Genomic DNA, 21,501 nt, shown 5'->3' with positions numbered 1-21,501 from the left:
AGCAAGGCCGGTTGCTCGCGCGCGGGCGACCGGCTGCGGGCGACCGGTCCCCCTCCTGCTCGACGATCAGCGCACGAGCGCCGGCCGCTTGTTGTCGAATGTCCAGCCGGGAATCAAATACTGCATCGCGATCGCATCGTCGCGTGCGCCGAGGCCGTGCTTCAAATACAGCTGATGCGCGTCTTCAAGGCGCTCGGCATCGATCTCCACCCCGAGACCCGGCGTAGCCGGCAACGCAATCTCTCCACCGACGATTTCGAGCGGCTCGCGCGTCAGACGCTGGCCGTCCTGCCAGATCCAATGCGTGTCGATCGCCGTCACGCGCCCGGGCGCCGCCGCCGCGACATGCGTGAACATCGCGAGCGAAATATCGAAGTGGTTGTTCGAATGCGATCCCCAGGTCAGCCCCCACTCCGCGCACGTTTGCGCGACGCGCACCGAGCCGCGCATCGTCCAGAAGTGCGGATCGGCGAGCGGAATATCGACCGCGCCGAGTTGCAGCGCGTGCGTGAATTGCCGCCAATCGGTGGCGATCATGTTGGTGGCGGTCGGCAGGTTCGTCGCGCGGCGGAATTCGGCCATCACCTCGCGGCCGGAGAAGCCGTTTTCCGCGCCGCACGGATCTTCGGCGTACGCGAGCACGTCGTGTTGATCGCGGCACAGGCGAATCGCCTCGGTAAGCGACCACGCGCCGTTCGGATCGAGCGTGATGCGCGCATGAGGGAAGCGTTCGGCTAGCGCCGTCACCGCCTCGATTTCCGCGTCGCCCGCGAGCACGCCGCCTTTCAGCTTGAAGTCGTTGAAGCCGTAACGCTCGTGGGTGGCCTCGGCCAAGCGCACGATCGCCTCCGGCGTCAGCGCCTCGTTGCGGCGCCGGGCCTCCCAGGCATCGGCCGGGTGGGACTCGCGCAGATACGGCAGGTCGGTCTTGCCGGCATCGGCGATATAGAACAGATAGCCGAGCACCGGCACCGACGTGCGCTGCACGCCCTCGCCCAGCAGCGCTGCGACCGGCACGCCGAGAAACTGGCCGAGCAAATCGAGCAGCGCCGATTCGATCGCGGTGACCGCATGGACGCCGACTCGCAAATCGAACGTCTGCAAGCCGCGCCCGCCCTCTTCCACTTTCGACAATTCCCGGCTCATCGCGCTCAGCACGGCGTTATACGCGCCGAGCGGCTGACCGACGACGAGCGCGCGCGAGCGCTCGAGCGCCGCGCGAATCTTTTCGCCGCCCGGCACCTCGCCGACGCCGACGTGCCCCGCGCTGTCCTTGAGCATCACGACGTTGCGCGTAAAGAACGGCCCATGCGCGCCGCTCAGGTTAAGAAGCATGCTGTCGTAGCCGGCGACGGGCACGACGGTCAACTCGGTCACGACGGGCGTGTTGGCGGAGGCGGCGTTGGCATTCATCAGCGAGACTCTCTCGATCGAAAACGGGCGAAACGGACGAAACGGACGAATAGGCAGGCAAATAAGCGGACGAACAAGCGAACGGAATCGCCTTACTGCGAGCCGAGCTTGCGGATCAGCGCATCGAGCATGCCAAGCTCCTCCTCGGTCAGATCGGTGAGCGGAGCGCGAACCGGGCCGGCGTCATGGCCGACGAGCTTCGCCCCCGCCTTCACGATGCTCACCGCATAACCGGCGCGGCGGTTGCGGATCTCGAGGTACGGCAGGAAGAAATCGTCGAGCAGGCGGCCGATGGTCGCGTGGTCGTCGGCGGCGACCGCGCGGTAGAACTGCATCGCCGTCTTCGGAATGAAATTGAACACCGCGGACGAGTACACCGGCACACCGAGCGCCTTGTACGCGGCGGCATAGACCTCGGCCGTCGGCAGGCCGCCGAGGTAGGCGAAGCGGTCGCCGAGCTTGCGGCGGATCTTCACCATGCTTTCGATATCGCCGACGCCGTCCTTGAAGCCGATCAGATTCGGGCAGCGCTCGGCGAGGCGCACGAGCTGGTTCGCGTCGAGCTTCGAATTCGCGCGGTTATAGACGATCACGCCGATATCCACCGCTTCGCAGACGGCTTGAACATGCGCCGCGATGCCGTCCTGGCTCGCTTCGGTCAGGTAATGCGGCAACAGCAGCACGCCCTTCGCGCCGAGGCGCTGCGCTTCTTGCGCGTAGGCGATGGCCATGCGCGTCGGGCCACCCGCCCCCGCCAGGATCGCTACCTTGCCCGCACAGGTCTCGACCGCGGTGCGCACGACTTCGGTGTAGTCGGCCGGCGTCAGCGAGAAGAATTCGCCGGTGCCGCCGGCTGCGAACAGCGCTTTCGCGCCATACGGCGCGAGCCATTCGAGTCGCTCAGCGTAAGTCTTCGCGCGGAAGTTGCCTTGCGCGTCGAAATCGGTCACGGGGAACGAGAGCAGGCCGTCGGAGATGATTTGTTTGAGTTCTTGCGGTGCGGTCATGGTCGAGATGTCCTGGGAAGGAGAACGGACCTGGAAAGACGACAAAGGCTCGCAACTTCGCTTGCCCGAGGCCGTTCAAGTTATGTGATACGTCATCGTACAACACACCACGCAAGCCAAGCAAGAAAGGACCGCAACGAACACGGCTTATCGAAAGTTATTGCGCCACGTCGTGCGCCCCAGCGCTCGCCGCCTCCTGCGCGCGACGCAGACGCTCCCGGCTGTTGGTCAGGTGCGTGCGCATCGCGGCGCGCGCCGCTTCGGCGTCGCGCCGCGAAATGGCGTTGAAGATGTCCTCATGCTCGCGGTTGACGCGGTCCAGATAGCTCGCCTGGTCGTTATCGGCGAGCGCCGCCGAGTTGACGCGCGTGCGCGGAATGATCGTGTTGCCGAGCTGGCTCAGGATGTCGTGGAAATAGCGGTTGCCCGTGGCGCTCGCGACCTGCAGGTGGAACGCGACATCCGCTTCGACCGCGTTGCCCGTGCGCTTGGCGATGTGCTCCTGAAAGTCGTCGAGCGCACGGCGCATCTCCTTCAGATGAGCGTCCGTGCGCCGCATCGCCGCGAGGCCCGCGGCCTCGGCCTCCAGGCTGATGCGCAGCTCGAGAATCGCCATCACGTCCAGCATCGTCATGATGCTCGACGTGTCGATCTGGAAGTGATTGGACTCCGGCGTCTCGAGCAGAAACGTGCCGATGCCGTGACGCGTCTCGACGAGGCGCGCCGCCTGCAGCCTGGAAATCGCCTCGCGCACGACCGTCCGGCTCACGCCGAAGAGCTGCATGATTTCCGATTCCGTGGGGAGCTTCTGACCCGGACGGAACGCCCCGTCGCGAATTTGCTCGTGCAGCATCGCAACGACTTCCTCGGTCAGGTTGCGGGATTTACGAAGCGAGCGCGATGCGGGAGCTTGGGTCATGGGACAGTGGGCGGTGAACGGTGGCTGAGCCAACGGCTCATAAGATTTGATTATATGTCCTCGGCCCATGCTGACGACGCAGGCAGGCGGGCGCGCCGGCGTGAACGGCGCCGCGAAAACTTCGACTTCCATGTGACGTACGCAAACAGATATCAGTTGTCATATCTCTACACTTCAGCCTGATTGGCGCGTTCTACGCACCGCCCGCGCACCATGGATGCCGATCAGAACGTCACCGTGATGCCCGCCATGCCGACGAACTGCTTGTTCGTCGACGACGGCGTCGAGTTTTGCGAGTCGCCGACCACCGCCACGGCGTCGACGATACTGCCTGCGCCGGTCGCGCCGAGCGTCTGTCCGCTGGCGTGCTGAAACGCCTGCAGCGCGTAGAGCGTGGTGCGCTTCGACAGGTGGTAAGACTCCCTCAGCGAATACTGCTGGTAGCGCGCCGCACTCGTGACGCCGTTCGACTTCGAAGCCAACGTGTAGGCGAACGCGCCCGCGATGTCGAACGCGGGCGTGAAACGGTACGCGGCAATCGCGCCATACGTGTTGAAGACAGCGGTATTTGCAAAGAGCGATTTGCCGCCCGCGAGGTACTCGACATTTGTGTAGTTCAGCCCGAGCGTCAGATCGCCGAGCGTATAGTTGCCCGCCGCCGCGACGTTCTGCACCGCCCTCGCCGACGCAAAACCCTGGTTGACGGCGGAAACGGCGAATGAGCCCGTCGCGTTCGGATCGAAATTGTTCGTGAGTCCCGTGTTGTCCAAACGCAGATAGCCCGCGGCGAGACTGACCGGACCGCTGGCATAGCGAATCGCGCCGCTGAACGTCTGCCCCTTGCCGGGGCTGCCGGCAATGCCGCTCAACCCGTATAGCGCGCTGGCGCTGAGACCGTAGTAAGTGGGCGACGTATAGGTCACCGCGTTGTTGATGCGGACCGTCGTGTCGAGGCCGTCGTAGTCGCCCGGATGCGCACCCGTCGCGCCGGTCGTCCAGTTGCTCGACGCGAGCGGCCCCACGAACAACAAGTACGGCGTGTACTGGCGGCCCATCGTCACCGTGCCGTAGGTCTTGTTTTGCAAGCCGACGTATGCCTGCCGGTTGAAAAGCAGCCCGGATGTCGACGCCGCGCCCGTGTTCAGGTTGTAGCCCGCCTGCAGATCGAAGATCGCGCTCGTGCCGCCGCCCAGATCCTCGTTACCGCGAAGGCCGAACTTGGAGGCGTAGAGATTGCCCTGCGCCAGATAGACATTTGAGCTGCCCTTCTGGTTATTGACGTAGGCAATGGCGTCATCGACCACGCCGTAGAGCGTCACGCTCGATTGCGCATGGGCCGACGCGGCACCAAGCGAAGCGCCTGCCACGAGCAGCGCCTGCATCCTCTTCTGCTTTTTCATCGTGTCTCTTCCTATTGTCCAAGGCGGCGCTCATGCTGACGACGAGCCGGGCTGGAGTCCGGCTCGCCACAAGCACGTCGGCACCCAGTTGTCTGATGACTGATATTCGAAATTGCAAAAACATCCTATGTTCGCAAACGAGCGTCGTCAAGCACGCTATCAGAAATCGGAGCCTCGGGCAGAAGGAACGCATTTCGCGCTCAGCCCAGTAAATAAAGGCCTCAAGGCTGACTGCAACCGAAAAACGAAGCCGCTCGCCGCAAGTTCACTCGAACATTGACGCTTGACAGCACTCATTTGCGAACATAGGATTTTCGAACGAGATGACATCAGTCATCCGATAACTAGCTTTGAAAGTTCGGCGACTTCAGCGCTTAAGCGCGGCGCCCGATCCATTCAATAGCTCGAGCCGAAGCATCAGCCATTCGGCCGGCGGCAAGCCGAACCTTGCCGCGCCCCAAATATTGGAGGAGACAAGCTTGAAAACGGTCAAAGGCTTGCGCTGGTGGATCATCGCCCTCGTTTGCGTCGGCACGATCATGAACTACCTCGCCCGCAACTCGTTGTCGGTGCTCGCGCCCGAGCTCAAACACGAACTCAGTTTCACCACCCAGCAGTACTCGTACATCGTCGCCGCGTTCCAGATCGGCTACACGATCATGCAGCCGGTCTGCGGCATCATCGTCGACCTGCTCGGGCTGCGGCTCGGCTTTGCGCTGTTCGCCGCGCTGTGGTCGGCCGCCGGCGTCATGCACGGCTTTGCGAGCGGATGGCTCTCGCTCGGCGTGGTGCGCGGCTTTCTCGGTTTGTTCGAGGCCGCTGCGATTCCGTCGGGCATGAAGGCCGTCGCCGAATGGTTTCCCGACAAGCAGAAGTCGGTCGCGGTCGGCTACTTCAATGCCGGCACGTCGCTAGGCGCGGTGCTCGCGCCGCCAGTGGTCATCTTTCTTTCGCTGCGCTTCGGCTGGCAAGCTGCGTTCATGGCGACGGGGGCAATCGGCTTCATCTGGGCCGCGGCCTGGTATGCGCTCTACCGCAAGCCTGGCGACCACCCGCGCGTCGGCGAGCGCGAACGCGCGCTGATTCTCGACGGCCAGACGCACGCCCCCGTGCACGGGAAGCGCCGCGTGCGCGACGTCATCGCATCGCGCCGCTTCTGGGCGATCGCGCTGCCGCGATTCTTCGCCGAGCCGGCTTGGCAAACCTTCAGCTTCTGGATTCCGCTCTACCTCGTCACCGATCGCCACATGGACTTGAAACAGATCGCGCTCTTCGCGTGGATGCCTTTCCTGGCGGCGGATCTCGGCGGCATACTGGGCGGCTACTTGTCGCCATTCCTGATGAAGTACTGCCGCCTGCCGCTCATCTGGTCGCGCGTGGCGGGCGTGATACTGGGCGCGTTCATGATGATCGGCCCGGCGTGCATCGGTCTCGTCGCATCGCCTTACGAGGCCATCGCCCTCTTCTGCATCGGCGGCTTCGCGCATCAGATGATTTCCACGCTCGTCAACACGCTCTCCGCCGACGTCTTCGACCCCGAAGAAGTCGGCACGGCCAGCGGCTTCGCGGGCATGGCGGCATGGATCGGCGGCCTCGGCTTTTCGCTGATGGTCGGCGCGCTGGCCGACACCGTCGGGTATGGACCGCTCTTCGCGTGTCTCGGCGCGTTCGACCTGATCGGCGCCGCCGTGCTCGTATGGCTGATACGCGGACAGTCGCGCCAGGAGCGCGCACTGGTCCACGCGTGAGCGAAACGCGGTCCGCTTGACGGGGCCCACTTGCATCAACCAGGAAGTTCAATGACGTCGTTACTGCATCCACCGTCGTTCACGCTGGCGTCGAACGACGGGAATCACCTGCTTCTCACCAGTGCGCAACGCGCGACGATCGACGTGTTCGTGCTCGAGGACGACATCGTCCGCGTGCGCGTGCTGCCGGACGGAACCGCCCACGGCCCTCGCACATGGGCGATCGCACCCGGGCTCGACGACGTCGCATTCGAAGGACGCGATCGGCTCGACACGAGCGGCTTCACGCTGCCGCCCTACACGCTCGACACGTCGAGCACCGGCGCAATCCGCATCGAAACGCAGCAAATCCGCCTCACGATCACGCTCGCCGGCGGTTACTGCGCATGGGAAATTCGACACGGCGATGCATGGCACGCGGTGTTGCAGGATCGCGCGACGCAAGCCTACAACTTCGGCTGGTGGGACGAGCGCGTCTATCACTATGTCCGCCGCATGCCCGGCGAGATGGTCGTGGGCCTCGGCGAGCGCGCCGGCTCGCTCGATCGCGCGAACCAGAGCTACCGGATGACCAACGTCGACGCCATGGGCTACAGCGCGAAGACGACCGATCCGCTCTACAAGCACATTCCGTTTTATTTGACCTGGCGGAAAGACGCGCAACTCGGCTACGGGCTCTTCTACGATACGCTCGCCGACTGCACGCTCGACATGGGCCGCGAGCTCGACAACTATCACGGCCACTACCGGCACTTCGTCGCGGACCACGGCGATCTCGACTACTACTTCATCGCGTCGCCGGATACGCCGCTTGCGGCCACCAAGCGTTTCACCTGGCTGACCGGGCGGCCCGCGCTGATGCCCAAGTGGGGCCTCGGCTACTCGGGCTCGACGATGAGCTATACCGACGCGCCCGACGCACAACGCAGCATGGGCGAATTCATCGAGCGTTGCCGCGAGCACGACATCCTGTGCGACTCGTTCCACTTGTCCTCGGGCTATACGTCGATCGGCCCAAAGCGCTACGTGTTCAATTGGAATCGCGACAAATTCCCGGACGTCGGCGGCTTCGTGAACAGCTACCTCGATCATGGCGTGAAGCTGTGCGCGAACATCAAGCCCTGTCTGCTGCGCGATCATCCGGAGTTCGAACAAGCCGCGCGCGATCGGCTCTTGATCCGCGCGCGCGACGGCGAGCCGGCGTGGGTGCAGTTCTGGGACGAAGTCGGCGCCTATCTGGACTTCACGAATCCGGCCGCGGTCGACTGGTGGAAAACGCACGTGACGGATGCGCTGCTGCGCTACGGCATCGCGTCGACCTGGAACGACAACAACGAATTCGAAATCTGGTCGCCCGATGCCATCGCGCACGGCTTCGGCGAGCCCTTCCCCGCGCGCCAGGCAAAGGTGCTGCAAACGCTCTTGATGATGCGCGCATCTCGCGACGCTCAGCGCGCGCATGCGCCGAATCAGCGTCCGTTTCTCGTATCGCGCTCGGGCGGCGTCGGCATGCACCGGTATGTGCAAACCTGGTCGGGCGACAACTACACGTCGTGGGAAACGCTGCGCTTCAACCTGAAGATGGGCCTGGGGCTCTCGCTCTCGGGCGTATCCAATATCGGCCACGATATCGGCGGCTTCTCGGGGCCCGCGCCGGAGCCCGAGCTTTTCATTCGCTGGGTCCAGTTCGGCGTGTGGATGCCGCGCTTTTCGATTCACTCCTGGAACGACGACGGCACGGTCAACGAACCGTGGATGCATCCGGAATACACGCAGCATGTGTCGTCGCTGCTCAAGCTGCGCTACCGGTTGATTCCGTATCTTTATCAGCTGCTCTGGGATTCGACGATGCGCTATGAGCCCGTGCTGCGCCCGACGTTCGCCGAATTCCCCAACGACCCGAACTGCTACGCCGAATGCGACGACATGATGATCGGTGCGTCGCTGCTCGCGGCTCCCGTAGTTGAACCTGGGCAAACGCATCGGCAAGTCTATCTGCCGGCCGGTGCGCGATGGGTCTGCTATTGGAGCGGTGAATCGTTCGAAGGCGGCCGCGCCGTCACGCTGCCCGCGCCGTGGGACCAGCCGGTGATGCTGATTCGCGAAGGCAGCGTGATTCCGCTGAACGTCGCCGAACAGCACTTCGATCAGCGCGGGGATCGGCGCGCATTCATCGTCGTTCCGTCACGCGGCGACGCGCGCGTCCTGGGCCGATGCGTGGAGGATGACGGCGAATCGGAAGCCTGGCGTCGCGGAGAGTTCGGCGAATGGCTCGTGTCGGCACAAGGCGAAGCAGACATGCTATCGATTGCCGTCGAACGCGCCGGCAGCATGCCGCATGCTCAATCGACGGTCGAAGTCTTCGTGCCGGCAGGGGAATTGCGGCGTGTCGTGGTCAAGGCGGGACGTGTCGTCGGCGATGAACAAACCGGCGGATGGCGCAAGCTCGTTATCGATCTCGATGCAAAGAAGGCTTGACGCTCACGGATCGCTAAAAGCGGTCTTCGTGAGTTAGAGCAATACAGCGCTGATGCCAATAAAAAACCCCGGCGAGCCTCTGGCTCGACCGGGGTTTTCGTTTCAGCCGCGCTCTTACATATTGTCGATCATCACCTGCCCAAAGCCCGAGCACGACACTTGCGTCGCGCCTTCCATCAAGCGCGCGAAGTCATACGTGACGCGCTTTTGCAGAATCGACTTTTCCATCGACGCGATGATGATGTCGGCCGCTTCGGTCCAGCCGAGGTGACGCAGCATCATTTCCGCCGACAGGATTTCCGAGCCCGGGTTCACGTAGTCCTTGCCCGCGTACTTCGGCGCCGTGCCGTGCGTCGCTTCGAACATCGCAACCGAATCCGACATATTCGCGCCCGGCGCAATGCCGATGCCGCCGACTTGCGCGGCCAAGGCGTCGGAGATGTAGTCGCCGTTCAGGTTCAGCGTCGCGATCACGTCATACTCGGCCGGACGCAGCAGGATCTGCTGAAGGAACGCATCGGCGATCACGTCCTTGATGACGATGTCGCTGCCCGTCCTCGGGTTCTTGACCTTCATCCACGGGCCGCCGTCCACCAGCTCCGCGTTGAATTCCTTGGCCGCGAGCGCGTAACCATAGTCACGGAACGCGCCTTCCGTGAACTTCATGATGTTGCCCTTGTGAACGAGCGTGACGGAGCGGCGGTCGTTGTCGATCGCATACTGGATCGCCTTGCGCACGAGACGTTCAGTGCCCTCGCGCGACACCGGCTTCACGCCGAGACCCGACGAATCCGGGAAGCGGATCTTCTTCACGCCCATCTCTTCCTGCAGGAACTTGATGACCTTCTTGGCCTGCTCGGATCCGGCTGCCCATTCAATGCCGGCGTAGATGTCTTCGGAGTTCTCGCGGAAGATCACCATGTTGGTCTTTTCCGGCTCGCGCACCGGCGACGGCACGCCCTTGAAGTACTGCACCGGACGCAGACACACGTACAGATCCAGCTCCTGGCGCAGCGCGACGTTGAGCGAACGGATGCCGCCGCCGACCGGCGTCGTGAGCGGCCCCTTGATCGACACGACGTAGTCCTTCAGCACTTCCAGCGTTTCTTCCGGCAGCCACACGTCCGGGCCGTACACCTTGGTCGCTTTCTCGCCCGCGTGGATTTCCATCCAGTGGATCTTGCGCTTGCCGCCGTAGGCTTTTTCGACAGCGGCGTCGACCACCTTCAGCATCACCGGCGTGATATCGAAGCCCGTGCCGTCGCCTTCGATGTACGGAATGATCGGCTGATCGGAAACGTTGAGCGAAAAGTCCGCGTTGACAGTGATCTTGTCACCGCCGGTCGGGAGCGTGATGTGCTGATACGGCATGATCGACTCCAGTGTTGACTGAGCTGGTATAGGAAGCAGAGGAGGACTTGCGAAACCGGGCGCTATTTCACTGCAAGCAACGACGGACGCCATGAGCGGCCAGACGGCTATTCTAGCCCACGCGGGACATGCGAGCTGTGCAGGGAAAACAGCCGGGCGCCGCGCGCAGCAACGCGCAAGGAGCGCGACTCCGGGTTAGTCTTATATAAGACATAAGACTTGACGTCCCGTATTATGCATTAACATTCCGCCATTTGCCATCGACGCCACCTGAGCGCGGCACGTTACCTGGCGGGCGCCGGCGGCGCTCCGAAGCCCGTCAGCGGATCAGTGGATAAGCGTAGCCGTGCTCGAGTCAGCGGAACTTCCTGTATGCCCTTGATCGCTCTCAACAAACCTTTCGGCACGATCTGCCAGTTCTCGCCTCACGACACGCGCGCGTCGCTCTCGGACTGGGTGAAGACGCCGGGCGTCTATCCGGCCGGACGCCTCGACGCCGACAGCGAGGGCCTCCTGCTCCTGACCGACGACGGCGCATTGCAAGCGCGCATTGCCGAGCCGCGTCACAAACTTGTCAAACGGTATTGGGCGCAGGTGGAAGGCGCCGTCGACGAAGCGGCGCTCAAGGCACTGGCGCGCGGCGTCGACTTGGGTGACTACGTGACGCGCCCGTGCCGCGCCGAATTCGTCGAACCGCCCGAGACCCTCTGGCCGCGCACGCCGCCGATCCGCTATCGCGCGGCGATTCCGACCACGTGGATCGAGCTTGCGATCACCGAGGGCAAGAACCGTCAAGTGCGGCGGATGACCGCGGCGGTCGGATTTCCGACCTTGCGGCTCGTGCGCGTCGGCATTGGCGCGCTCGATATCTTTGCGCTCGGCCTTGAACCAGGTCAAACCACGACGCTGCCACCGCGTGCGCCATGGGACGGCATCGCCTGACGTTTCACAAATGTTTCACACGTGTGCCGCCACGCCCGATTCCCACTAAGCCGTTGTACCGAAAAGTCTTTTTGCATCCCACCGGCTTTCTCAAATTGGTTGCAAACGCATCTATCGCCGAAGAATTACGCCTTCGCACTATCTCGAATAAGAATTCGCGAAAAATCTCGTCAACCGACTCGCGAACCCACGCGTTATTCGACGCAGATGCCGCCGAAAGCTATCCGGCATTAGCCTCAAGGTCGTTTGTCCCAGCCGTTACAGCGGTGTGAACAGGCGGTCCCACAGCTCGCAGACGCGTCAGCAAAATTGTTTGATGCGGCTGTCAACCGAAAGGTGGATGGCACGTTTACCGACTTGACTCAATGACCGGGTCATTTGGTTAATTAACTAAAGCTGAGGATTTACAAAATGAACAAACTGATCGCCGCTCTGGTCGCTGGCCTCTTCGCAACGGCTGCTTTCGCACAAGCTTCGGCTCCGGCTCCGGCTGCTTCGGGCGCAATGGCTGCTCCGGCTGCTGCTGCTTCGACGGCTAAGAAGGCAACGCACAAGAAGTCGCACAAGAAGGCTGCTAAGAAGGCAGAAGCCGCATCGGCAGCTTCGGAGTAAGTTTGTCGTAACAACGCAGTCAAGAACTAGCAGTCCTGCCGTTCTTTACGGCGTTGAAAGGCAGATGGCCGCAAGGCGATCTGCCTTTTTCTTTTTCCGCCTTGTCTTTTGGTTTGAGGGCTGCTCGCGTAACATGCGCAAGTTCCAATCAGCAAGGAGTCGTGTCGTGAGATTTTCCCCGAGCTCGTTGATGGCGCGCGTGGCGCTTGCCGTCGCATTGCCGGTTGCAGCCCTGTCGTTCGCCGCATCGAGCGCCGCGTACGCACAGCAAATGCCTCCCGGCGCCAAGCAACCGGGCGACTTCCCGCGCGCGAAACTGTCGATCGGCATGTATGCGATCGATGCCGCCGTCGCCGCGAACGACGCCGATCGCGAACAGGGCCTCATGTACCGCACGAAGCTCGAACCGAACGAAGGGATGCTTTTCGTGTTCAACGAGAACGCCGTGCATTGCTTCTGGATGAAGAACACGCTGATCCCGCTGTCGATCGCGTTCATGCGCGCCGACGGCACGGTCACCGACATCGACGAGATGCAGGCCGAGACCACCAACAACCACTGCCCGACGAACAACGGCGTCTATGCGCTGGAGATGAGCAAGGGCTGGTTCGCCGCGAAGGGCATCAAGCCCGGCATGAAGATTCAAGGCTTGCCGCAGCCGCAATAAGGCTACGCTTCACAGCGTTTCACTCGCGCCGCCACGCGGCGCGCCACCGCCTCCCGCGCCTGGCAAGATTCCTGCAAAAGCTTTCGCCAAGCGCTATTCTTGTAGTCTGTCACCGCAAGCGCCGCGCCCGCCCCGTCGTCCGGCCAAGCCGTACGATCCAGCGTTTCCGGCCATGCGGTCCGCCAGCGCCGCCCGTCCGGTAACGTCGGCGGCGCCCAACTCCAAGGAGGCTCACGTGCCCCGCAAGACCCCCATCGAGCGCTACCGGAACATCGGCATCAGCGCTCACATCGATGCCGGCAAGACCACCACCACCGAACGCATTCTGTTCTACACCGGCGTGAGCCATAAGATCGGAGAGGTTCACGACGGCGCGGCGACGATGGATTGGATGGAGCAGGAGCAAGAGCGCGGCATCACCATCACGTCCGCTGCGACTACGGCTTTCTGGAAAGGCATGGCCGGCAACTACCCCGAGCATCGGATCAACATCATCGACACCCCGGGGCACGTCGACTTCACGATCGAAGTCGAGCGCTCGATGCGCGTGCTCGACGGCGCGTGCATGGTGTACGACTCGGTCGGCGGCGTGCAGCCGCAATCGGAAACGGTGTGGCGCCAGGCGAACAAGTACAAGGTGCCGCGCATCGCGTTCGTCAACAAGATGGACCGCGTCGGCGCCGATTTCTTCCGCGTGCAGCGGCAGATCGGCGAGCGTCTGAAAGGCGTCGCCGTGCCGATCCAGATTCCGGTCGGCGCGGAAGAGCACTTCCAGGGCGTCATCGACCTCGTGAAGATGAAGGCGATCATCTGGGATGAGGAAAGTCAGGGCGTCAAGTTCGAGTATCAGGACATCCCCGACAACCTCAAGGCAACCGCCGAGGAATGGCGCGAGAAGATGGTCGAGGCTGCCGCCGAGGCGAGCGAGGAGCTGCTCGAGAAATATCTCGAGGATCACCATTCGCTGACCGAAGAAGACATCAAGACCGCGCTTCGCAAGCGCACGATCGCCAATGAAATCGTGCCGATGTTGTGCGGCAGCGCGTTCAAGAACAAGGGCGTGCAGGCGATGCTCGATGCCGTGATCGACTACCTGCCCTCGCCCGTCGACGTGCCCGCGATTCTCGGCCACGACGAGGACGACAAGGAAGCCGAACGCCACCCGAGCGACGCAGAGCCGTTCTCCGCGCTCGCGTTCAAGATCATGACCGACCCGTTCGTGGGCCAATTGATCTTCTTCCGCGTGTACTCGGGCGTCGTCAATTCGGGCGACACGGTCTACAACCCCGTGAAGTCGAAGAAGGAGCGGCTCGGGCGCATCCTGCAGATGCACGCGAACGAGCGCAAGGAAATCAAGGAAGTGTATGCGGGCGATATCGCCGCGGCGGTCGGCCTGAAGGAAGCGACGACGGGCGACACGCTCTGCGACCCGGACCACATCATCATCCTCGAGAAGATGATCTTCCCCGAACCGGTGATCTCGCAGGCCGTCGAGCCGAAGACGAAAGCCGACCAGGAAAAGATGGGCATCGCGCTCAATCGCCTCGCGCAGGAAGATCCGTCGTTCCGCGTGCAAACCGATGAGGAATCCGGCCAGACGATCATCTCGGGCATGGGCGAGCTGCACCTCGAAATTCTCGTCGACCGCATGAAGCGCGAGTTCGGCGTCGAGGCGACGGTCGGCAAGCCGCAGGTCGCGTATCGCGAGACGATCCGCACCACGGCCGAAGACGTCGAAGGCAAGTTCGTCAAGCAGTCGGGCGGGCGCGGCCAGTACGGTCACGTCGTGCTCAAGCTCGAACCGCAGAAGCCTGGCGGCGGTTATGAATTCGTCGATGCGATCAAGGGCGGCGTGGTGCCGCGCGAATTCATTCCGGCCGTCGACAAGGGCATTCAAGAAACGCTCAAGTCCGGCGTGCTCGCGGGCTATCCGGTCGTCGACATCAAGGCGACGCTCACGTTCGGTTCCTACCACGACGTCGACTCGAACGAAAACGCGTTCCGCATGGCCGGCTCGATGGCGTTCAAGGAGGGCATGCGCCGCGCGAAGCCGGTGCTGCTCGAGCCGATGATGCACGTCGAAGTGGAGACGCCGGAAGACTTCATGGGCAACGTGATGGGCGATCTGTCGAGCCGGCGCGGCATCGTGCAGGGCATGGAAGACATCGCGGGCGGCGGCGGCAAGCTCGTGCGCGCCGAGGTGCCGCTGGCGGAAATGTTCGGCTACTCGACGTCGCTGCGCTCGCTCACGCAAGGGCGCGCCACCTACACGATGGAGTTCAAGCACTACGCCGAGACGCCGGGGAACGTGTCGGAGGCGATCATCAACTCGAAATCGACACGGTGAGCCTCGACTGACTCTGCGCCACTGTAGTCGAACGCATGCGTGAATCGAGCCCGCCCAGGACGCGTTGTTTTGGGCGGGCTTTTTCTTCACTCGAATTCAAGCGAAACCAGGAGACGTCATGAGCGATCAACCCGAGCACGCCCACGTGGACTGGCGCGAGCACGGCGTGAAAGTGATCCGCGGCGACCAGCTCGACACCAACACGGCGCAGACGCCCGGCATGAACCGCGCGGCGGCGATCAACGCGGCGCGCGTCGGGGCCCAGAAGATCTGGGCCGGCACGGTCACGATCCATCCGAACGCGAAGACGGGCGCGCATCACCATGGCGCGCTCGAGAGCGTGATCTACGTCGTGCGCGGCCATGCGCGCATGCGCTGGGGCGAGCACCTCGAATTCACGGCCGAAGCGGGCCCAGGCGACTTCATCTTCGTGCCGCCCTACGTGCCGCACCAGGAGATCAACGCGAGCACCGACGATCCACTCGAATGCGTGCTCGTGCGCAGCGACAACGAGGCGGTCGTCGTGAACCTGAATATCGATGCCGTCGAATCGCCCGAGACCGTCTATTGGGTCGATCCGATCCACAAGCATCCTCACGATGATTGAAGCGGGAACGCCGCTTGCTCGCCGCCCGACGGCGCAGCCATAGCAGCGGCTTTTGCGCCGCAGCGGCGCGCGGCCAACGCGCCGTTGTCGGCATGACACAAATCGACGGGCTTCCCGCCCTGAGGGCCGTCCGCGGCACGCACGAACGCGCCGCAAACGAGCCCAATCGCTTACACTAAAACCGCATTCATCATCGCAGTACCGCTCGTCTCAAACGCGCCCCAGGAGGCGCGCCCCTCCACGAAACGGAAAACTCATCGATGAAGACTCCTGCGGACCTCCGCTTGGCTCTCGAAGCCGCCCGCCGCGACGCCGGCGAATTGGGCAATCACGCCATCGACGAATATCTCGCGGGCCGCGTGACGCGCCGCGAACTGCTGCGTCACGCCAGCATCATGGGCCTTTCAGGCTTGCTGGTCGCTGTCGGCGGCGGCGCCCTCCTCGTGCCGCGCAGCGCGCGCGCACAAGGCTCGGCCGGCGCCAACGCGACGATCCGCGTCGCGCAGTTGATGCCGGCCGGCGCAATCAACCCGCTGACGGTGTCGGACGCCTCGGGCGCCGGACTCCTGACCCAGACGGGCGAGTTCCTGGTCGACGACGACAGCGAGCACTTGGCGCTCAAGCCCTCGCTTGCGTTGTCGTGGCAGCCGAACGACAAGGGCGACGTGTGGACCTTCAAGCTGCGCCAGAACGTCAAGTTCCACGACGGCCAGCCGTTCACGGCGAAAGACGTCGCGGCCACCTTCGACCGCCTCGCCGATCCGGCGAGCGGCTCGGCGGCGCTGTCGGTGTTCAAGGGCGTGCTGTCGAAGGGCGGCACGCAGGTCGTCGACGATCACACGGTCGCGTTCCATCTCGACGCGCCCAACGGCAACTTCCCGTACTACGTTTCCTCCGACAATTACAACGCCGTGATGCTGCCGGCGAACTTCAGCGGCAACTACGAAGCGACCTTCATCGGCACCGGCCCGTTCAAGCTCGAGAAGTACACGCCGAAGGTCGGCGCCTCGTTCGTGCGCAACCCCGACTACTGGGGCGAAAAAGCGTTGCCGGAGCGCGTACAGTTTTCGTTCTACGCGGACCAGCAAGCGCAGATCCTCGCGCTTCAGGGCCGGCAGGCCGACGTGATGGTCGCCTTCACGATTCAGGGCGGCGCCGGCATCGTGAACAATCCCGATTTCAAGGTGGTAGGCGTGAAGTCGAGCGCGCATCGGCAGGTTCACATGCGCAACGATATCGCGCCGTTCACCGACAAGCGCGTACGGCAGGCGCTCGCGCTCGCGATCAATCGCGAAGTGATGGTGCGCGGGCTCTTCCACGGCCGCGCGGCGCTCGGCAACGACAGCCCGTTCGCCCCCGTCTTCCCCTCGACGGACACCGCGATCCCGCAGCGCAAGCTCGACATCGCGAAGGCCAAGCAATTGCTCGCGCAAGCGGGACACCCGAACGGCTTCGAAGTCTCGCTCACCACCGAGAAGTTCATGGAGATTCCCGATCTGGCGGTCGTCACCCAAAACGCGGCGAAAGCGATCGGCGTGAACCTATCGCTCAAGGTCGAGAGCCAGGAGCTTTACTACGGCGCGGGCACGCCCGGCAAATCGGACTGGCTCGACTCGCCCGTCGGCATCACCGACTACGGCCACCGCGGCGTGCCGAACGTGTTCCTGAGCGCGCCGCTCACCTCCAGCGGCACATGGAACGCGGCGCACTTCAAGAACCCGCAGTACGACGCGCTCGTCACGCAATTCGTCGGCGCGCTCGGCATCGCGCAGCAGAAGAAGATCTCCGGCCAGATCCAGACGCTCTTGCTCGACGAGACGCCCGTCGTGATCCCGTACTTCTTCGATCAGCTGATTGCGACGCGCAAGACGGTCAACGGCGTGCGCTTTTCGGCGCTCCAGCAGTTGTACTTCGATCGCGCGACGCTCACGGCTTAACACGGCGCCGCGCGACGTAACGCGCGGCATTCAAGCGAGCCATTCACGAACCCACGATGTCGACCACGGTCACTTCTCCTCAACGGCGAGTCGCAAATGGCAATGCGGCCCGCGTCGCACGCTTTCTCGCGACGCGGTTCGCGTTGTCGCTCGTCACGCTGTGGCTGCTCTCGGTGATCGTGTTCGCGGGCGGCCAGCTTCTGCCCGGCGACGTCGGCCGGGCCATTCTCGGCCCGCTCGCCGACGCGCGCGCAGTCGCCGCGCTCGATCATCAGCTCGGCGTCGACCGGCCGCTCCTCGTGCAGTACGTCGAATGGATCACGCACTTCGTGCAGGGCGACATGGGCATGTCGTACGCGTTCCGTGCGCCCGTCGCGCCGTTCATCGCCAGCGCGGTCGGCAACTCGGCGAAGCTCGGCGCGCTCGCGTTCATCGTCGTCGTGCCGCTCGGCATCGCGGGCGGCGTGTGGGCCGCGATGCACGCCGGACGCTGGCTCGACCGCGCGATCAGCATCACGGGGCTGTCGGCCACCGTGGTGCCCGAGTTCGTGTCGTCGATCGTGCTGATCCTCGTGTTCGGCATCTGGCTCGACTGGCTGCCGATCGAAGCCGACTACCCCGCCGGCGCAGGATTCTTCGAACAGCTCAAGCATTTGATCCTGCCGGTGCTGCCGCTCGTCTTCGTGTTCTTCGGCTATATCGCACGCATGGCGCGCGCGGGCACCGTCGAAGCGCTCGACGCCGACTACACGCGCACCGCGATCCTGAAGGGCCTGCCGCAGCGCGTCGTCATCATGCGGCACGTGCTGCGCAATGCGCTCTTGCCGACCATCACCGTCGCCGCGACGCAGCTCGGCTACATGATCGGCGGGCTCGTCGTGGTCGAGACGCTGTTTCACTACCAAGGCATCGGCTCGCTGATCTACAACGCCGCGAAATCGAAGGACTTTCCGATGCTCGAAGCGGGCGTGCTGACGATCGGCGTCGTCTACACGGTCGCCAATCTCGCCGCCGATGCGCTCTATGTCGCGCTGAATCCGCGTCTTCGCGTAAGGGGCGCCGAATGAGCACCGCCATCGATATCGCCGCGCGGCCGAAGCATGCGTACCTCGAAACGCTGCGTGTGCTGCTGCGCTCGCCGGCTTTCGTCGTCGGCGTGCTGATCGTCGCGTTCTGGGTGCTATGCGCGCTCATCGGCCCGCTCGTCGTGCCGCTTGATCCATACGCATCCGATCCGCTCAATTCGCTGACCCCGCCCGACCACGTCCACTGGTTCGGCACCGACCAGCTCGGGCGCGACGTCTTCTCGCGCGTGATCGTCGGAGCGCGCGACATCCTCACGATCGCACCGCTCGCCACGCTGCTCGGCACGTTCGCGGGCACCGCGCTCGGCCTCTTCGTCGGTTATTTCGGCGGCTGGGTCGATAACGTTGTCGGCCGCGCGATCGATGCCCTGCTCGCGCTGCCGCTCGTGATCGTCGCACTGCTCGCGCTCGCGGCCGTCGGCGCTTCGAACGCGACCGTGATTCTCGTGATCGGCATCACGTTCACGCCGATCACCGCGCGCACCGTGCGCGCCGCCGTGCTCGCCGAGCGCCATCTCGACTACGTGGCCGCCGCCCAATTGCGCGGAGAAAACGCGCTCTACATCATGTTCGCGGAGATCCTGCCGAACGTGCTGCCGCCGATCGCCGTCGAAGCGAACGTGCGGCTCGGCTACGCGATCTTCGCGGTCGCGACGCTGTCGTTCCTCGGCTTCGGCATCCAGCCGCCTTCGGCCGACTGGGGGCTCGCGCTCTCCGAGTCATACACGCTGATGGCGGGCGGCGCGTGGTGGACCGTGGTGTTCGACGCGCTCGCGATCGCGACGCTCGTGGTCGGCGTGAACCTGATCGCCGACAGCGTCCAGGGAGTGCTCGACCGATGAATGGTCCCCCGCCCGCCAAATTCCCGGCGTTCGAAGTTTCCAAGAGCGACAAGGCCGACGCGCTGACGGTCGTCGGTCTCACCGTCACGTACCGGATGCGTGGACGCGATCGCGAAGTGCTGCAGGACGTATCGTTTCGCGTGCGGCGCGGCGAGGCGTATGGGCTCGTCGGCGAATCGGGCTGCGGCAAGTCGACGGTCGCGATGGCGACGCTGCGCTATCTGCCGCGCAACGGCAAGGTCAAAGCCGGGCGCATTTCCATTGCGGGACAAGACATCGCGACGCTCGACACCGACGCCTTGCGGCGGCTGCGCGCGAACGCGATCTCGATGGTGTATCAGGACCCGTCGCGCGCATTGAATCCATCGATGACGATTGCGCGGCAAGTCGCCGAAGCGTTCGAAGCGGCAGGCGCGACGCGCGCCGAAGCGCTCGAGCGCACGCTCGAGATGCTGCGGCGCGTGCGCATCGCGGCGCCCGAGCGCGTGATGGATAGCTATCCTCATCAACTGTCGGGCGGCATGCAGCAGCGCGTCGTGATCGCGATGGCGCTCGCTTCGAACCCCGCGCTCCTGATTCTCGACGAGCCGACCACCGGGCTCGACGCCACCGTCGAAGCGGAAGTGCTCGATCTCGTCGCGCAACTGCGCAGCGAACTCGGCACGGCGGTGCTCTTCATCAGCCACAACCTCGCGGTGATCGGGCGCATGTGCGACCGCGTCGGCGTGTTGTACGCGGGCAAGCTCGTCGAAGAAGGCGTGACGCAAGACGTGTTCGAGCGCCCGCGCCATCCGTACACCGTGGGCCTCTTGCGCTGCCTGCCGAGCCCGGGACGCAGCAAGGACATCGACCGGCTCGACACCATCGCGGGCAGCCTGCCGTTGCCGGGGTCCGTCACGCAGGGCTGCGTGTACGCGGAACGCTGCCGGCTCGCCGACGAGCGCTGCCGGCGCGAAGCGCCGCCACCCTATCGCGTGAACGCCGCGCACGGCGATCAGATGTCGCGCTGCCATTACCACGAGCGTGCGATCGACTTGCCGCGCGTAGTGAGCGTTGCCGCCGGCAACGGTGCAAGCCCCACGATTGCGGCCGCGAAAATGAACGGCAGCCCGCTCGCGCTGCGCGCGGCGCATCTGTCGAAGACCTTCCACGCTTCGGGTGGCCCGCTGCGCGCTGTCGACGACGTCTCGCTCGATCTCGCCGCCGGCGAGACGCTCGGCCTCGTCGGCGAATCGGGCAGCGGCAAGACCACGCTCGCGAAATTGCTGCTCGGTCTCGTCGCTCCCGATGTCGGCGGCGTGCTCGAACTCGACGGCACGCCGTTGCCGCCGCGCGTGACGGGACGCAACGACGATCAGGTGAAGTCGCTGCAGATCGTGTTTCAGAACCCGGATTCCGCGCTCAATCGCGCGCATTCGGTGAAGCGATTGATCGGGCGCGCGCTGTCGAAACTCGGCGCGCTGCGCGGCCCCGCGCACGACGCGCGGCTCGCCGCGCTGACCGCCGCGGTGCGCCTGCCCGAACGCTATCTCGGCGTGCGCACGCGGCAGTTGTCCGGCGGCCTCAAACAGCGTGTCGCGATCGCGCGCGCGTTCGCGGGCGACCCGCGCGTCGTGGTGTGCGACGAGCCGACCTCGGCGCTCGACGTCTCCGTGCAAGCGGCGATTCTGAATCTGCTCGCCGACTTGCAGCGCGAGCGCGGCGTGAGCTACGTGTTCATTTCGCATGACTTGCATGTCGTCCGCTATGTTTCCGACCGGATCGCGGTGCTGTACGTCGGCCGCCTGATGGAAATCGGTCCGGCGAGCGCGGTGTTCGACGGCCCTCACCATCCGTACACCGAGGCGCTGCTCTCATCGGTGCCGACGCTCGACGGCGACGGCAGCACAGTCGCGCGCATTCGCCTTTCCGGCGATTTGCCGAGCCCGGCGGAACCGCCTTCGGGTTGCATGTTCCAGACGCGCTGCCCGCGCAAGCTCGGTGCGATCTGTGAGCAGCAAGACCCGCCGTTCGTCGACGCGGGCGGCGAGCATCGTATTCGCTGCCATATCCCAATCGACGAACTTCGCGAATTGCAACGCAAACCGCAGCGCGCGTAAGGCCACCGCTTTCGCGCCGCCCCCGCG

At 64.2% G+C, this 21,501-nt stretch carries 16 protein-coding genes; 11 read left to right on the top strand and 5 right to left on the bottom strand.

The window, feature by feature from the left end:
* Window positions 1-66: 66 nt before the first annotated feature.
* The 4 genes from AAHK20_RS24990 to AAHK20_RS24975 all read right to left on the bottom strand — a co-directional run bounded on the left by AAHK20_RS24990 (window position 67) and on the right by AAHK20_RS24975 (window position 4,739).
* Window positions 67-1,413: an enolase C-terminal domain-like protein gene (locus AAHK20_RS24990; RefSeq protein WP_449184183.1), complete on the bottom strand. Its 1,347-nt coding sequence runs from the start codon at window positions 1,411-1,413 to the stop codon at window positions 67-69.
* Between the two features lie 92 nt (window positions 1,414-1,505).
* Entirely contained in the window at window positions 1,506-2,420 is a 915-nt protein-coding gene (kdgD, locus tag AAHK20_RS24985) for a 5-dehydro-4-deoxyglucarate dehydratase (protein ID WP_449184182.1), read from the bottom strand.
* A gap of 157 nt (window positions 2,421-2,577) precedes the next feature.
* Window positions 2,578-3,339 (bottom strand): FadR/GntR family transcriptional regulator, encoded by a 762-nt coding sequence (locus AAHK20_RS24980; protein ID WP_449184181.1) that lies wholly within the window; start codon window positions 3,337-3,339, stop codon window positions 2,578-2,580.
* 224 nt (window positions 3,340-3,563) lie between these two features.
* Entirely contained in the window at window positions 3,564-4,739 is a 1,176-nt protein-coding gene (locus AAHK20_RS24975) for a porin (protein ID WP_449184180.1), read from the bottom strand.
* Between the two features lie 479 nt (window positions 4,740-5,218).
* Between AAHK20_RS24975 and AAHK20_RS24970 the strand changes: the two genes are divergently transcribed.
* The gene (locus tag AAHK20_RS24970; RefSeq protein WP_449184179.1) at window positions 5,219-6,487 is read left to right on the top strand and encodes an MFS transporter; all 1,269 of its coding nucleotides are present in this window, start codon (window positions 5,219-5,221) and stop codon (window positions 6,485-6,487) included.
* Window positions 6,488-6,538: 51 nt separating this feature from the next.
* Window positions 6,539-8,965, top strand: a complete 2,427-nt coding sequence (locus AAHK20_RS24965; protein ID WP_449184178.1) for a glycoside hydrolase family 31 protein — start codon at window positions 6,539-6,541, stop codon at window positions 8,963-8,965.
* A gap of 114 nt (window positions 8,966-9,079) precedes the next feature.
* On the opposite strand, the gene icd is transcribed toward AAHK20_RS24965, so the two are convergent.
* Window positions 9,080-10,336, bottom strand: coding sequence for an NADP-dependent isocitrate dehydrogenase (gene icd / locus AAHK20_RS24960; RefSeq protein ID WP_449184177.1), 1,257 nt, complete (start codon window positions 10,334-10,336; stop codon window positions 9,080-9,082).
* Between the two features lie 372 nt (window positions 10,337-10,708).
* On the opposite strand from icd, the gene AAHK20_RS24955 reads away from it, so the two are divergent.
* The 9 genes from AAHK20_RS24955 (at window position 10,709) to AAHK20_RS24915 (ending at window position 21,474) form a co-directional block, all read left to right on the top strand.
* Window positions 10,709-11,278: a pseudouridine synthase gene (locus AAHK20_RS24955; RefSeq protein WP_449184176.1), complete on the top strand. Its 570-nt coding sequence runs from the start codon at window positions 10,709-10,711 to the stop codon at window positions 11,276-11,278.
* A 411-nt stretch (window positions 11,279-11,689) separates the two neighbouring features.
* Entirely contained in the window at window positions 11,690-11,890 is a 201-nt protein-coding gene (locus tag AAHK20_RS24950) for a hypothetical protein (RefSeq protein ID WP_449184175.1), read from the top strand.
* Between the two features lie 166 nt (window positions 11,891-12,056).
* Window positions 12,057-12,557, top strand: coding sequence for a DUF192 domain-containing protein (locus AAHK20_RS24945; protein WP_137331323.1), 501 nt, complete (start codon window positions 12,057-12,059; stop codon window positions 12,555-12,557).
* 235 nt (window positions 12,558-12,792) lie between these two features.
* Window positions 12,793-14,904: an elongation factor G gene (fusA, locus tag AAHK20_RS24940; protein ID WP_449184174.1), complete on the top strand. Its 2,112-nt coding sequence runs from the start codon at window positions 12,793-12,795 to the stop codon at window positions 14,902-14,904.
* 118 nt (window positions 14,905-15,022) lie between these two features.
* On the top strand, window positions 15,023-15,511 hold the full coding sequence (locus AAHK20_RS24935) for a cupin domain-containing protein (RefSeq protein ID WP_449184173.1): 489 nt from the start codon (window positions 15,023-15,025) through the stop codon (window positions 15,509-15,511).
* A gap of 260 nt (window positions 15,512-15,771) precedes the next feature.
* Window positions 15,772-17,448: an ABC transporter substrate-binding protein gene (locus AAHK20_RS24930; protein WP_449184172.1), complete on the top strand. Its 1,677-nt coding sequence runs from the start codon at window positions 15,772-15,774 to the stop codon at window positions 17,446-17,448.
* A 56-nt stretch (window positions 17,449-17,504) separates the two neighbouring features.
* Entirely contained in the window at window positions 17,505-18,515 is a 1,011-nt protein-coding gene (locus AAHK20_RS24925; RefSeq protein ID WP_449184171.1) for an ABC transporter permease, read from the top strand.
* Entirely contained in the window at window positions 18,512-19,375 is an 864-nt protein-coding gene (locus AAHK20_RS24920) for an ABC transporter permease (protein WP_449184170.1), read from the top strand. The genes AAHK20_RS24925 and AAHK20_RS24920 overlap by 4 nt, the downstream gene beginning before the upstream one ends.
* The gene (locus tag AAHK20_RS24915) at window positions 19,372-21,474 is read left to right on the top strand and encodes a dipeptide ABC transporter ATP-binding protein (protein WP_449184169.1); all 2,103 of its coding nucleotides are present in this window, start codon (window positions 19,372-19,374) and stop codon (window positions 21,472-21,474) included. Before AAHK20_RS24920 ends, AAHK20_RS24915 begins: the two co-directional genes overlap by 4 nt.
* The last annotated feature ends 27 nt before the right edge of the window (window positions 21,475-21,501 follow it).

Source organism: Trinickia camelliae, from assembly GCF_053525655.1.
The sequence above is the reverse complement of the archived record's forward strand: the minus strand, read 5'-3'. Positions and strand labels throughout refer to the sequence as shown.